The 14,749-nt window shown below is 50.6% G+C and carries 13 protein-coding genes; 4 read left to right on the forward strand and 9 right to left on the reverse strand.

The window, feature by feature from the left end:
• Positions 1 to 19 precede the first annotated feature (19 nt).
• Positions 20 to 1,288: an MFS transporter gene (locus tag KKH3_RS09585; RefSeq protein ID WP_080756530.1), complete on the reverse strand. Its 1,269-nt coding sequence runs from the start codon at positions 1,286 to 1,288 to the stop codon at positions 20 to 22.
• A gap of 114 nt (positions 1,289 to 1,402) precedes the next feature.
• Between KKH3_RS09585 and KKH3_RS09590 the strand changes: the two genes are divergently transcribed.
• From KKH3_RS09590 to KKH3_RS09605, 4 genes are all read left to right on the forward strand, one after another.
• Positions 1,403 to 2,299, forward strand: a complete 897-nt coding sequence (locus tag KKH3_RS09590; RefSeq protein WP_039358620.1) for a LysR family transcriptional regulator — start codon at positions 1,403 to 1,405, stop codon at positions 2,297 to 2,299.
• Positions 2,300 to 2,540: 241 nt separating this feature from the next.
• On the forward strand, positions 2,541 to 3,758 hold the full coding sequence (gene mlc / locus KKH3_RS09595) for a sugar metabolism global transcriptional regulator Mlc (protein WP_039358623.1): 1,218 nt from the start codon (positions 2,541 to 2,543) through the stop codon (positions 3,756 to 3,758).
• A 133-nt stretch (positions 3,759 to 3,891) separates the two neighbouring features.
• The gene (gene bioD / locus KKH3_RS09600; RefSeq protein ID WP_039358625.1) at positions 3,892 to 4,557 is read left to right on the forward strand and encodes a dethiobiotin synthase; all 666 of its coding nucleotides are present in this window, start codon (positions 3,892 to 3,894) and stop codon (positions 4,555 to 4,557) included.
• A gap of 102 nt (positions 4,558 to 4,659) precedes the next feature.
• Positions 4,660 to 6,147 (forward strand): MDR family MFS transporter, encoded by a 1,488-nt coding sequence (locus KKH3_RS09605; protein ID WP_039358629.1) that lies wholly within the window; start codon positions 4,660 to 4,662, stop codon positions 6,145 to 6,147.
• 49 nt (positions 6,148 to 6,196) lie between these two features.
• Here the strand turns inward: KKH3_RS09605 and KKH3_RS09610 are convergent, their stop codons facing one another.
• From KKH3_RS09610 to KKH3_RS09645, 8 genes are all read right to left on the reverse strand, one after another.
• Positions 6,197 to 6,496 carry a DUF1161 domain-containing protein gene (locus tag KKH3_RS09610; protein WP_039358632.1) on the reverse strand — a complete coding sequence of 100 codons (300 nt, stop codon included), beginning with the start codon at positions 6,494 to 6,496 and terminating at the stop codon, positions 6,197 to 6,199.
• A 103-nt stretch (positions 6,497 to 6,599) separates the two neighbouring features.
• A complete protein-coding gene (locus KKH3_RS09615) occupies positions 6,600 to 7,220 on the reverse strand; it encodes a hypothetical protein (RefSeq protein WP_039358636.1) in 621 nt (206 codons plus the stop codon).
• A 155-nt stretch (positions 7,221 to 7,375) separates the two neighbouring features.
• Positions 7,376 to 7,726: a DUF1283 family protein gene (locus KKH3_RS09620; protein ID WP_039358639.1), complete on the reverse strand. Its 351-nt coding sequence runs from the start codon at positions 7,724 to 7,726 to the stop codon at positions 7,376 to 7,378.
• A gap of 283 nt (positions 7,727 to 8,009) precedes the next feature.
• Positions 8,010 to 8,759, reverse strand: coding sequence for a bifunctional NADP-dependent 3-hydroxy acid dehydrogenase/3-hydroxypropionate dehydrogenase YdfG (gene ydfG, locus KKH3_RS09625; RefSeq protein WP_039358641.1), 750 nt, complete (start codon positions 8,757 to 8,759; stop codon positions 8,010 to 8,012).
• Positions 8,760 to 8,961: 202 nt separating this feature from the next.
• Positions 8,962 to 10,146, reverse strand: coding sequence for a pyridoxal phosphate-dependent aminotransferase (locus KKH3_RS09630; protein ID WP_039358645.1), 1,185 nt, complete (start codon positions 10,144 to 10,146; stop codon positions 8,962 to 8,964).
• 309 nt (positions 10,147 to 10,455) lie between these two features.
• Positions 10,456 to 11,673 carry a glycosyltransferase family protein gene (locus KKH3_RS09635; protein ID WP_039358648.1) on the reverse strand — a complete coding sequence of 406 codons (1,218 nt, stop codon included), beginning with the start codon at positions 11,671 to 11,673 and terminating at the stop codon, positions 10,456 to 10,458.
• A gap of 30 nt (positions 11,674 to 11,703) precedes the next feature.
• Positions 11,704 to 12,528: a mannosyl-3-phosphoglycerate phosphatase-related protein gene (locus KKH3_RS09640; protein ID WP_039358651.1), complete on the reverse strand. Its 825-nt coding sequence runs from the start codon at positions 12,526 to 12,528 to the stop codon at positions 11,704 to 11,706.
• Between the two features lie 374 nt (positions 12,529 to 12,902).
• Positions 12,903 to 14,741 (reverse strand): coiled-coil domain-containing protein, encoded by a 1,839-nt coding sequence (locus KKH3_RS09645; protein ID WP_039358655.1) that lies wholly within the window; start codon positions 14,739 to 14,741, stop codon positions 12,903 to 12,905.
• Between the last annotated feature and the right edge of the window lie 8 nt (positions 14,742 to 14,749).

The raw sequence follows: 14,749 nt of genomic DNA on the forward strand, positions 1-14,749 counted from the left end.
ACTCCGGTAAGAAAGGGGTTTAAAGGCGCTGTTTGAGTATAAGACTTACTACGAGCGCGAGAAGTAAGAGGGCACTCAGAAACATGGTGATCCCCATCCAGCCGAATGAATGCCAGAAGAATCCCCCCAGCGTGCCGGCCAGACTCGAGCCCAGATAGTAAGAAAAGAGATACATTGATGACGCCTGACCTTTCGCCCGCCGCGCCCGTTGGCCAATCCAACTGCTGGCTACCGAGTGAGCGGCGAAGAAGCCGGCGGTAAAGAGCATCATCCCGCCAAAGATAGCAAATAGCGGGCTCAGTGCCGTCATTCCCAGTCCTGCTAGCATCAAAAGGATCGCAATACTCAGCACCGGGCCGCGTCCGTAGCGAGCCGTTAATGCACCGGCTTTCGGTGAACTGTAGCTTCCGGTGAGATAAACCACGGAAAGTAAGCCAACCACTGCCTGACTGAGTAAGTAAGGTGAAGCCAGCAACCGATACCCAATGTAGTTAAACAGGGTAACAAACGCGCCCATCAGCAAAAATCCCTGAACGAACAGCAACGGCAAACCCGCGTCGCGCCAGTGCAGTTTACTGTTCAGCAACAGCGTTTTCGGACGCAGCGAACCAGGCCGGAAGTGGCGCGATTCCGGCAGAATACGCCAGAACGTGATCGCGGCAATCAGTGCCAATACGCCGATCGTGCCGATAGCCACGCGCCAGGGGAAGTAGTCTGTTAAAACCCCGCTGACCAGGCGTCCGCTCATACCGCCAATCGAGTTGCCGCTGATATATAACCCCATAGAAAACGCCAACACACTGGGGTGAATTTCTTCACTCAGGTAGCTCATGGCGACGGCCGCAACACCGCTTAACGACAGGCCCATCATCGCCCGCATAATCAACACGCCATTCCAACTGGTCATAAACGCGCAAATTACGGTGCAGATTGCAGCCAGCATCAGTGACACAACCATCACATTCTTACGACCGATCGTGTCGGAGAGTGGGCCGGTGAACAGAAGCCCAAACGCTAGCATCACGGTCGATACAGAAAGCGACAGGCTGCTGGTCGCTGGCGAAATACCGAAATCCTGAGATAACACTGGCAGCAGCGGCTGCACACAATACAGCAGGGCGAACGTTGCTAATCCGGCAGAAAATAGCGCCAGCGTGACGCGCATAAATTGTGGCGTACCACGAGTGATATAGGGCGTTTTAGCAGAAGATTTCGGGGCAATATCATCCGCATCGTCGGGCGCAGAAATAGGCCAGTCGTTCGGTGCAGAAGATGGCAGGTTACTCACAATAATTCCTTACCAGAGAAGGTAAATCAGACGTAAAACTACAATGAAGGGATCATAGAAGAGTGATATTATTTTGTATAATATATTAATAATCATGATTGATATTTTTAAAATATGAATATTGAACTACGTCACCTTCGCTATTTTATTGCGGTCGCCGAAGAACTGCATTTTGGCCGAGCCGCAGAAAGATTACGCATTTCCCAGCCGCCACTGAGCCAGCAAATTCAAATTCTGGAAGAGCAGGTGGGTGCGAAATTATTGGCGCGCAACAACCGTAATGTTCAGCTCACGCCAGCAGGCGAGATGTTTCTTAAAGAAGCCTGGTCGATTATCAGTCAGGTTGATCAGGCGGCAGAGCGGGCATCCCGCATTCAGCGCGGCGAAATTGGAGAATTAACGATCGGCTTTACGTCGTCCGCACCGTTCATCAAAAAGATCTCCAGCAGCCTGCTGCGTTTTCGTCAAACGTACCCAGAAGTCCATATTCAGATGATGGAGCTCAATACCAAGCAGCAAATCGAACCGCTGCTGAACGGTAAGCTCGATATCGGCATTATGCGCAATAATCCATTACCGGACGCGCTGGATCATCAGTTGCTGCTGCGTGAACCCCTGATTGCCGTCGTGCAGGAGTCCCATCCGTTAGCGCAGCAGGATGCAGGGCGGCCAATCAACATCACACAGTTGGCCAATGAGCCGTTTGTTTTCTTCGCGCGCGCGGTTGGAACGGCGTTGTATGACGATACGCTGACGCTGCTGAAACGCTATGGCATCAGCCCTTATATTACGCAAGAAGTAGGCGAGGCGATGACCATCGTTGGGCTGGTATCGGCGGGATTAGGCGTATCCATCTTGCCTGCATCATTTTTACGTATTCGGGTCGATGGCGTGAAATATTTGCTGCTGGAAGAAGAGGACGCCACAACGGAAGTCTGGCTGGTTACGGCACGACATCAGCCACAAAGTGCAGCAGCGAAAGTGCTGATGTCGCTCATGCTGGGCGGATAATCGTTAAAATATGCGTGCTAAATCACATAACGAATCAAATATTTGACGAGTTTAGTGAAAAGCCCCACCATACCCGCAGTTTTTTTATTTTGCAGCGTGAAAAATAGTCATGCGGCAATAATAAAGATAAATTTTTCAACAGCAGTGCCAGATATACCCTAAATAGTTAGCCCTTTAGGGCGAAGCCAACGCACATGCAGCTTGAAGTATGACGGGTATATAATGCGTAGGAGCCAGGTTTGTGATAGCCGACGGTCAACCAGGACACATCGATCAAATCAAACAAATGAATGCCGGTGCGGTGTATCGGTTGATCGATAAGTACGGCCCGATATCACGTATCGAACTGTCCAAACGCGCCCAGCTCGCGCCCGCCAGTATTACCAAAATCGTCCGCGAACTGCTGGAAGCCCATCTGGTGCAGGAAACCGAATACCAGGATGTGGGCAGCAGAGGGCGTCCGGCAATCGGCCTAATTCTGGATACTGAGGCCTGGCACTATCTTTCCGCACGCATCAGCCACAATACCCTGTTATTGGCGTTGCGCGATCTCAGCAGCAAGCTGGTTGTGGAAGAAGAAATTCCACTTCCTGCCGCGTCATCACAGCCACTGCTCGATCGTATTCTGAATGAAATCGACCAGTTTTTTATTCGTCATCAAAAGCGGTTGGAGCGACTAACCGCAATCGCGATTACCGCGCCGGGCATGATTGATGCCAGCAAGGGCATGATTCACCGGATGCCGTTTTATGACGTTGAGGAAATGGCGATTGGCCCGGCACTGGAACAGCGCACGGGGCTACCGGTGTATTTGCAGCACGATATCTGCGCCTGGACAATGGCCGAAGCGCTATACGGCGCATCGCGCGATTGCCAAAATGTGATTCAGGTGGTGATCGACCATAACGTCGGCGCAGGCGTGATTACTGGCGGCCGTATCCTGCACGCAGGGAGCCGAAATCTGGTCGAAATAGGACACACGCAGGTCGACCCTTATGGCAAACGTTGCTATTGCGGCAACCACGGCTGTTTGGAAACCGTCGCCAGCACGGAAAATATGCTGGAACTGGCGCAACAGCGCATGAATACCTCCATGAGTTCGCTTCTACACGGCTCACCGCTTAGCGTTGAGAACCTGTGTGACGCCGCGCTCAAGGGCGATCCGTTAGCCAAAGATATCATTAACGATGTCGGTCATAACGTAGGCCGCATTGTCGCCATCATGGTGAACCTCTTCAACCCCGATAAAATTCTGGTCGGATCCCCGCTGAATAAAGCGGCCAGCATTTTACACCCCGCCATTTTAGGCTGTATTCAACAGCAATCATTCCCACCCTATAGCCATAACATTCAGGTGGAAGCGACCCAATTCTATAATCAGGGCACAATGCCTGGAGCCGCACTGGTAAAAGATGCGCTTTATAACGGCTCGCTGCTGGTTAAACTGCTACAGGGATAACCATAAAGGCGTAGAGCAACAAAACATTGCGCTAACGCAAACTGCCCGAATGAGGCATAGCCTAGACTTTCACGCTTGGAAAGCATTTTAGCTGTGCTTGTTTTTTGGTATTCAGGTGGTCTGGAGTTATCCCATGTTGAAACGTATTTTTGTCACTGGTACTGATACCGCCGTTGGCAAAACAGTGGTATCCAAGGCGCTACTGCAAAAACTGGCGCTGGCAGGCAAATCGGTTGCGGGCTACAAACCGATAGCAAAAGGGTGCGAAGAGACGGAAGCGGGGCTGCGTAATAAAGACGCGCTGTTGCTACAAGCCGCTTCCTCGCTCGAATTGTCCTATAACATGGTAAACCCTATCGCACTGCGAGAAGATGAAATCAGCGCCAGTGAAGGAACCATTGATTACTGTGCGATGACGCAAGGCTTGCGCCACATGGGCGAAGCCGCTGATATCGTAGTCATTGAAGGCACGGGCGGATGGCGGACCGTCATGAACGATCTGCGTCCGTATTCCGAATGGGTGGTGCAGGAACAGCTTCCTGTCGTGCTGGTTGTTGGCATCAAACTGGGCTGTATCAGCCACGCGCTGCTGACAGCGCAGGCGATCATCAATGATGGTTTGCCGCTGGTTGGCTGGGTCGCTAACCGTATTAACCCCGGACTGGCGAATTACGCCGAAATCATCAACGTTCTGCGGAAAAAAATTCCGGCACCGCAACTGGGTGAACTACCTTACTTGCCACGCGCCGAGCAGCGGGATCTCTCGTCTTATATCGATCTTTCTGCCGTCAGCGACTAATTTCTTTCATCTTCTATTCCCGCTTCTCTGCGGGAATAAATTTTCTCCGTCACGTCACCTGTTATACTCACTGGCAGTTTTTCTTCTTATCCTGAAAATTTAATGAAAACAGAGAATAACCAGAAACAAACGCCTGTCCCACATCGCCATTGGATTTTAATTGCCTGTATGTTGGCCATGTTCACGGCTGCAATTGAAGTGACCATTGTCGCCACCGCGCTGCCTACCATCATCGCAGATCTAGGCGGGTTTTCCCTATTGGGCTGGGTCTTTGCTGGTTATTTGCTGACGCAGTCGATCAGTATTCCAATTTATGGTCGATTGGCCGATCTGTATGGCCGCAAAAAGATTTTCTTCTTCGGCATGATCGTATTTCTGCTGGGGTCGATTCTGTGCGGATTCTCGACGCAGATGGGCTGGCTGATTGTCTTCCGCACTTTGCAGGGGCTGGGCGCGGGCGCGATTACCCCGATAGCTTTCACCATTGTTGCCGATGTGTACAGCTCGACCGAGCGCCCGAAAATTCAGGGCTATTTGTCCAGTGTGTGGGGCTTTTCCGCGATTATCGGCCCGCTGCTGGGGGCATTTATCGTGCAACACTTCAACTGGGCGTTGGTCTTCTGGGTCAACGTGCCGATTGGGCTATTCTCCATCTTCCTGCTGGCTCGCTATCTGCCAGCGATCAATACCGTGCGCCAGCATCAGTTGGACTGGATGGGGGCGTTTTATCTGATTGTGTCTGTCGCCAGTTTACTGATGGCGTTGCTACAAGCTGAGGTGTTTGGTTACTGGGTGATCCCGCTGCTTGCGATCTCCGCTGTGGGCAGCATTCTGCTGGTTCGACAGGAAAAGCGCACGCCGGAGCCACTGTTTCCGCTAGCGCTGTGGCGCAATCGAGTCATCATTGCTGGTAACCTCGGTGGGTTAGTCGTCGGAGCAGCCATGATGGGGGTAAGCGCCTTTTTGCCGACGTTTATTCAGGGCGTAATGGGAAAAACACCGCTGGAAGCAGGCAGTATACTGGCGATGATGTCGATTGGCTGGCCGCTGGCCAGCACGCTGAGCGGGCGGTTGATGTTGTTGACGTCTTACCGGTTTACGGCAATGCTCGGCGGTATTGTGCTGATTGTCGGCAGCCTGACGCTTCTGGCCGTTCAACCGGACAGCAACCTGATGTGGGCGCGACTAGCGGCATTTCTGATCGGTTCAGGAATGGGGCTAAGCAGCACCACGTTTCTGGTGTCGATACAAAATTCGGTGGACTACTCCATTCGCGGCATTGCAACGGCTTCCGCCATGTTTACCCGCATGCTAGGTTCCGCGTTGGGAACGGCAATCCTTGGCGCCACACTGAACATCAGTCTGCACTGGAGATTGCCGGAAGTGAGCGATCCACTCCAGACACTCATGGATCCGGCCAAGCGAGTTCTGCTTAGCGTAAACCAGCTCGATACGCTGGCATCGCAGGTCGCCTCGTCAATCCACGGTGTATTTATCGTTTCCGCACTCATTGCGGCCATCACGCTGCTTTCCGCCAGAATGATCCCCGCGAGTCAGCGACCGGGGCAGGCTGAAACCGAACAAAAATAACGGTAAAAGAAAAGGCGCGAAAGCGCCTTTTGAACCTCGAGAGGAAGGGTTAAGGTGTGGTCGTCGGCTGGCCTTCTGTTGGCGCTGGCGCACTTTCAGTATTGACGTCGCCCTCAGCATGGCGGGTGTAAACAATCTTGTGAGAATCATTCTCGCAGTGACCAACCACCTGACCACCGGCCTGATTCACCTGATCGTTTGGTACGATATCCAGCGTAAAACCGGATTCTGGTACGCCATTGGCGATGATTTTCTGAGCAATATCCGCTTTCACGCTCTCGCAAGACGCCTGTGCAGCCAACGGAGCAACCAGGAATAACGCGGCACCAAAAATGACGGTTTTTTTCATCTTTTGATCCTTTTCTCTGAAAAAAGTCTCTTTGAGTATATCAAACGATGACGATAACGCGAAAAAGCCGCGAAACCCGACCATCATTGATGGCTGGAGAAGGTTAAACACAGGGCCCAGTGGCGCAGCCATACATCATAAATAATGGGAAAAGAACAACGGCTGGAATCATGAGGGGAGCAAGTAGCACCTCTTTACCAGAGTTATCACTGCTATTGATTACAACGGGGATTGGCTGCGGCAAACGTCCATTTTCTGTCGGGCTGACTAATGAGCCGTCTTTCTTGCTAAATGTGCCGTTCGCGCTAAAAGTGACTTCACCTTTCCCCATTGTCGTAGGAATTTGCGCCGCGTAGAGTTCGCGTAAATCCACTTCCTGCTTTTGCGTCAATCGGCGAGTATCAATCACGTTTTTATACCTCGCGTAGACTTGACCATTATTGCGGAGAGAAAAATCAACTCTCACCCCCATGATGATGTCTTTGTAATCGCGATAAAACGCGTAATAGTCCTGATACTCCTTTTGCGTTCTTGCGTCGGAGAATTTATAAACGTAGGTCGCCGATTCAGCGATAAGCGTCCCGTTGTCATTGGTGATATTTGTGATGTTGTCCGTTTCTGGATACGTGCTTGCGCATGAACTGACCAACAGGCACATCATGAGCAAACCCCACAGTTTGATGTGAAAAGGGCGTGAAAATAACCGTGATAAATCCATATTCATCCTGATGCACTCCATTTGGGATAAAAATGCATGTTGCTACGCTATAGCGATAATCGTTGAGTGTAACGGTGATGTCACCTTCGGATGCAGGTTAATTTACTGCACTAATATGAAGAGAAAAGGGGAAACCCACGCCGGAAGGCGTGGGTAAAGAATCAAGGGGTAACCGGACGACCAGTACGACGATCGAGGCAGCGATCGGTGGTGTTTTCCCAGTAAGCATTGACGTTGTAGCTGGCGTTACATTTTTCACGCCCATCAATCGCTTTTTCGGTTTTATCGAATTCTTTCTCAACGCGGTTATTGACTTTATTACGCAGCGAACGGGTTGAATCCCATTGCTCCTTGCTTTGACGCGCCGCTTCTTTTGATAACGCGCTGTCGCCGGACTCAACAATGATATGGCGCGTATCTGCCAGTGCAGCAGGTTGCCAGGCAGCGGAAACGATAACCAGAGAAAGCGGGATGAAAGCCCGAATCAAAGAAGAAAAAGAGTAGTGGTTCATGTTTCACCTTGACAGAACGAATGATAAAAACAAACGCTGATGCCGCAGAACGATAACACATACACGGCAAGCGATAGACAACAAAAGGCGACCGCCGTTCCCTGTAACCTTCGCGCATCGTGCAAAACGAAAGGTTGCCTATAATAAGAAGTATACATCCTTCACTTCAACGGCACTATAACCGTGCAGCATCTGGTTAAAAGCGGGTTGTGACCCTATAGAAAAGGAAAAGGGCATGAAAGCAACTGCGTTCATGCCCTGAGTCGTTCAACATCGGCGCTTATCAGCCCTCGCGGTGTACGCTTAAACCGGCAAAAGATTGGCTAACCGGCATCATTTCCAATGTGTTGATGTTGACGTGTGCTGGCAGCGTGGCAACCCAGAAAACGGCTTCAGACACATCTTCAGCCGTCAGCGGCGTCGTGTTGTCATACGTTTTGCTGACTTTGTCATCGTTACCTTTGAAACGCACGGCCGAGAACTCGGTTCCACCGACCAGACCCGGTTCGATATTGGTTACGCGGATTCGGGTGCCAGACAGGTCCGCACGTAAACCCAGGCTAAACTGCTGGACGAACGCCTTGCTGGCACCGTACACGTTACCGCCCGCATAAGGCCAGTTTCCTGCGGTAGAACCGATGTTGATGACGTGACCGATATTACGCTCCACCATGGCTGGCAGCAGCGCGCGCGTCATAAACACCAGCCCTTTGTTGTTGGTATCAATCATATTTTCCCAATCGTCTACCGACGCTTTATGCGCAGGCTCCAGACCCAGCGCCAGCCCGGCGTTGTTGACCAGCACATCAATCGTCCGCCATTCGGCTGGCAGGGTGGCAACGGCCTGTTCAATCGCCTGACGGTCGCGCACGTCCAGTTTTAACGGATACAGCGCATCGCCCAGTTCCGTCTTCAGCGCATCCAAGCGTTCCTGACGGCGACCCGTCGCGATCACTTTATGGCCCGCACTAATAAACTTACGCGTAATTGACTCACCAAACCCAGCTGTTGCACCGGTAACAAAAATAATCATGCTCATTTCTCCCTGACCGTTCTCGTATTCTGCTTGTGCCTGATATCACTATAAATTGAAAGGCATGCGATCATTTAGCCGCGCAATTCCCCGTGGGTCAAGCGTTACTCCGGTTTCAACGATGCGGTTTTGCAAGAATTGCCCCTCAGATCGAGGGGCGAGTGTCGTGCCATTGCGAACGCAAGAGCGGTATAACGAGGGATTAAATCCAATTTTTCTTACGGAATTCTCGCATGGTATCCGCAACCCACTGCATTTCCTGCGGTGTCCCCAACGAGATGCGACACCAGTTATCCGCAGGAGGAAACGCACGACCAATCAGCACGCCGGAGTCTGCCATATGCTTTTGGTAATCCTTAAGTGGCACGACCAATTGGTGGAAAACAAAGTTTCCCTCTGACGGTAAGTAAGGCAATTTCAGCTCATCTAACGCTTTCAACAGGATTTGGCGCGACACATCATTACTCTTTTTGCTGTAGGTAATGAATGCCGAGTCGTTCATGGATGCCAATGCGGCATCTACGCCGCTAAAGTTGATTTTTTCACCCGCGACATGCTTTCCCATCAACGCAATGACGTTGGGATGAGCGACGGCATATCCAACGCGCATACCGGCCATAGCGTGTATTTTGGAGAAGGTTTTGAGCAGAATAATGTTCTCTGCACCTTGGCTAATCATCGGCGAAATAGAACGAAAACGTGGATCGTTGACGAACTCGGCGTAGGCCTCGTCAACGATAAACATCGTATTGGCCGGCTTGCTGGCAATCCACGGTTCGATGACATCAGCCGGGGTAATCGTACCCGTTGGGTTGTTCGGATTGACCAGATAAACGATGGAGGGACCGCTGTAACTGGCCACGGCCGCTTTTAGCCCTTCAATATCGAACGCCCAGTTGTCGAGCATTTTGACTTTCGTGACGTTAATGCCGGCAATTTTGGCAAAGTGTTCGCCATCGCCATAGGTTAATTCAGGAATCACCAACTGTGCACCCAGCGATGCGTAGGCTTCAATTGCCGCCCGGATGCCTTCGGACGATCCGGCTGTTAACAGGATGGAAGGGGCCTCGACCTGATGATGCGCCGCCAGCTTATTGCCAAGCAGTAAAATTTCATTCTTTGCATAGCGGTTGGCTTTCACGACGGCCTCGCGCGCGGCGGCTTGCGCCTTGGGCGACATACCCAGTGGATTTTCATTGAAGTTAATACGGATTGGATTCGTGGCCGACGGTGCGGTAAATGCCGCGTTCTCGGGCTGTATCTCGGCAAAAACCCGCGAGCTTAACCCTGTGGTTACCGCCGCCGTTCCCAGCAGGGCGCCAGAAAGTTTTAATAATGCTCTGCGTTTCGGGTTTAACACGTCGCTTTCATTGATTAAAAAATTCATCAAAACACTCTCCTTAGTTACATAATGACGGGAGAGCTAAAGCATAAAACGCGCCAACTTCTTTAATCGATGGCGCGCTAATGCCTTGTCAAATAGGTTAAATAACATTTTCTTACCACAAGTATTCCCGTCTGGCGGGAAAGAGTGCGTTTTCTGATGCGCTAATTAACGGTAAGAAAAACTGGTTTATTCATCGAGTGATTAAATCGAGTAATATAAATCACTTATGCAAGAGATCCATCATGACGCATACAATGATGCATCATGATGCGTTTGCCCTATGAGATAGCGAGTGCATAGCGGAGGACATCACGTTTCTTGATTGTCGGCTTCTACCGCCGCATACAATCGCTCAAGAATATCGGGAAAAGCAGACTGCACGCGGTTCCAGCTCGGCACAAACGGTTTATCCCCCAGGACATCGCTATAGGCATGGCCAGAAAAGGTGATCACATCAGAAAATAACTCCACCGCCGACTCCTCTTTATGGCGGTCGAAACTCAGGCCATTCATGCGTGCGTCATGTTCGAAAGCATCAATCATATCGAGCGCGGTCCGGTAGTAGGTCGCCCGCAGGACGCGGAAAGAGTCCGTGGTGATATTCACGCCGAGAATCGCCAGCTTGCGATACAGCGCTTTTGTGATATCCGTTGCCATACGCTGCAATCCCGCGTTTGGATCATCTTCAGACATCGGCTGATGTTTATGGTCGTAGCGATCCGCGATATCCACCTGACAAATACGGCGGGTTGCGGTTCCGCGATAAATTTCTGACAGCACGCCAATTTCCAGTCCCCAATCGCCAGGAATACGCAGGTTGTTCAGGATGGTGGTGCGCATCGCAAACTCGCCGGACAGCGGGTATCGGTAGCTGCGCATGTAATCCAGATAGTCGGAATTGCCGTAGACCTTTTGCAGCGATTTCAGTAACGGGTAAACCAGCAGACGCCCCACACGGCCATTCAGTTTTCCCTCTGCAACACGGGCGTAATAGCCTTTACAAAAGTCATAATTAAAATGCGGATTTGCCACAGGATAGAGCAGGCGGGCAAGCATTGCCCGGTCATAGGTGACAATGTCACAATCATGTAGCGCCACACAGTCAGAACGACGCGATGCCAGCGTGTAGCCGACACAAAACCAGACATTCCGCCCTTTGCCGGGTTCCTCCGGTGCCAGCGACTTTTCTGCCAGTTCATCGCTGAGCGCCTTTAGGCGCGGACCATCGTTCCAGAGAATTCGATGTCGGTGCGGCAACCGAGAGAAAAATTTTCGGGCGTAAAGAAACTGCTCCCGATCGGCGCGATCTAACCCAATCACAATTTCGCCAAGGTAAGAAACCTGAGACAACTGATCGACAATGTGGCTCAGCGCAGGGCCTTCCAGCTCAGAATACAGCGATGGCAGAATCAGCCCCATGCTGTTTTGCCCGGAAAATACCTGAAGTTCATACTCCAGCTCTTCCGTGCTGCGCTGAGTGAGATTGTGAAAATTGGTAATGATGCCGTCTTGATAAAATTCGCTCATCCTATGCTCCTATACCATCTTGAGGCTATGTCATACCGAGAAATGACCGTTGTTGATAAAGTGATCCAGTCCTTCACTCCAACCTTGAGGCCCTGAATGCTGCGTGCCATATTGCTTGCCGCTGTACGATTCAGGTAGGTTAACAATTTGATTTTCTTTGCCTTTAATTAATACGGCGCAGTCCACTGCGCATAACAGAGAGATATCATTCGGACCGTCTCCCAGACCAAGAGTCGTGATGTCAGTACCAAACTTCTCGATATACTGTGTTTTTATCCAGTTAACCATGAATCCTTTACTCGTTTGAGCATTCATGACGTGATAGAAGCGGCCACCTTGTGTCAGAGCCAGATCCGCCTTTGCCAATAACTGGCAAAAACGCGGTAGGGCATTTTGCTCGTCCAGCCACAGCAGCGGTTCCGTGGCTTCTCGCTGTTGCGCACGTTGGGCGTCTTGTTCGGTTAACCCCGTCATCTCTGCGATTTCCGCGCTGTTCATATCGCCAAAGCCTTTGAAGCGAAAACCGGATGCGCGTAGTTGCATCAACTGGGTGCGAATAATGGAATACTCTGCGCCAATCCTCTTCTTTGGGTAATCAGGATGCGTTTGCCATGCCGACGGCAGCACGGCAATAGCGCCGTTTTCTGCAATGTAGGGATATTGTTCCAGCCCGAGCGCCTGCCGTAAGGGCTCAATCTCAGCCTCCGTTTTACTGGTGGTAATAATCAACGGGGTTGCCTCGTTTGCTAGCCGCGCCAGCCACGGTTGCGCGGCATCCCACCGATAAGTCTCATGATCGAGCAACGATCCGTCGAGATCGCTGAAAATAATCAGCTTCGTATTACGCATTTGCATAAGTTCCCCATGTTTTATCGTGGATAAACAGAGAGTAACGATGGACGATTAACGTTATTCAGAAAGGGGCGTATCTGTCAGTGAGGTGTTGTGTCCGTGGTATTGATGAATGTGATCATAGTCACATTTAAAGGATAGGCGGTGATACATATCTTCACCAATAATATAATGATATGGCTATTCTCCGACGGGCTGATGAATATCAGCGTGTACGACTTTTATCCTGAAACGTTGTATTCCAGTCGGTCGGGCTCACGCTAAAACGCAGGTTTAACCTGCTGAATAAAATAATCTTTTATTACCTGCCTCTGAACGAGGCAGGTATAAGAGTAAATAACCGTGTAGATGTGCTGTTATCTATCCACCCGGCTGATTTACGCTTTCGACTGTATACGATCGCGATACCGATTCAGTTCTTTCAGTTTGGCCGATGCGGCCTGCTTACGTTTGAAGGCAATGTCCTCGATCTGGCTTGCCGTGGTACTGAGATAGGATTTCAGTTCATCACCAGTCAGGTACGTGCCGCTCAATTTATTCAGTTTGCTCCAACCGTCTTTAAAGTTATCCACAAACCTGGCTGACACGATGCCAACGGCCTGCCATTCAGCCGTTTGAGTAATGAAGAAATCATTTGTGTTCCGTTTGATGCGCTTCGTGAAACTTTTCGTCGGCTGATTCCGATCGAGCGCTTTCTGGAGCAGGTCTGACTGCTCGGTCGAACTTTCTACGACGCTCTGCATGAAATTCGCAAACGTTTTGAAGAAAAAAGAGATTTCGACAATAATTTCACGCATCCGCTTCAGCGCTTTGAGGCTCAGCCCCAGAGACTGGATCGCCAGTTCAATGGTTTCCTCTTCGCTTCGTTGTCCCTTTAGCAGGGCGTTTATTTTTACCAGCTCTGCCGCTTGTGTACGTTTCTCTTTTTCATAAGCCTCGACCTTTTCCAGCATTTTCATCTGCATGCTGCGGAGACCCGTCGCCTGTTGTTCTTGTTTCTCTGCCATTTTTCCCATATTATCGCCAAGGGAATCCAGCGCGGCATTTAAGGCTTTCAGCGCGGTTTCTGCCGCCGAAATCTTGCTGACCTTTTCTTTGATTTCTGCACTGTTGTCTTTGATTCTATTATCTAGAGATTCCAGCTGTACCGCTTTCGCGTCTGCATCGATCTGTGCGTCTTCTTCAATTTTTTCCTTTTCGGCCGTGAGCTCCTGATTCTTCTTCTCCAGCTCGGCTTTTTCACGCTCAGCGGTCGTTTTTTCGGTACGTTTGTCAGCAATTTTTCCCTTAGTTTCTATTGCCTTCGCTGTTGTGTCGTTCTCTTCTGTCGCAGTTTCCGCATTGATCAACTGCCGTGCCGTAGAGTTGACTGAAGCGGCAACCAGCGATGCGCCTCCCGTGGCGACCCCTGTGATGCCAGCAGTAATTGCCGGAACCATGGATGAAATCATCTGTGCGCCGATGCTCACGATAGACATGATAAAAGCGCGATCCTCAGCCGTTTCTGCTTGCGATTTATATTCGTTCGCCATTTTTTCATACTTGGCGATATCGTTCTGGAGGTCTTGTACCAGGCTATCCAGTTTTTCGCGTTGTGCATTGTTCTCAGCAATTTCTTTTTCTATCTTTTCCTTATTTTTCAAACGCGCAGATAGCGCCAGCTCTCCCTGCTGTGTCGTCTTGGTGGTATCGTCAATAATGCTATCGTAGGTATTCGCAATCTTTGTCAAATCGGCACTGACTCGCTCAGCCCGTTTCTTGATTTCTTTGGCCAGATCCACTAAATCCTCGCCAATGAAATCTTGCAGGTCCTGAGGATTATTGCTGTCACGGGCCTCCGCCCAGTCACCGAACAGGGTGCGTAATAATTTGAGAATTCGTTCAGCATCCGTCGACGCGTCGCGCATTTTCTGTTCGCTTTCATACTGAGCCGCAATCAGGCGACTCATCAACTTATCAATCTCAACCCTGATCTTTCCTTCTTCCTGCGGCGTTGTGTTGTAGGCGATATAAAGCAAATCGATGGCGTTATCGGTGTCTTCCTTGGATCGGGAAACGTCATAGGTGCCCTCAATCCTCCTGATGTAATCCTCAACCAGGGGGTGGTTGACATCAGGCAACGCCACGTTATTACTGTCCAGAATTTCCTCGACTTGGGCGTCAATACGTTTATTGACATCGAACTCGATACTGATGATTTTATTTTCAGCAGCCATGTTTCTCT

The organism is Pectobacterium actinidiae (assembly GCF_000803315.1).
GTDB lineage: Bacteria > Pseudomonadota > Gammaproteobacteria > Enterobacterales > Enterobacteriaceae > Pectobacterium > Pectobacterium actinidiae.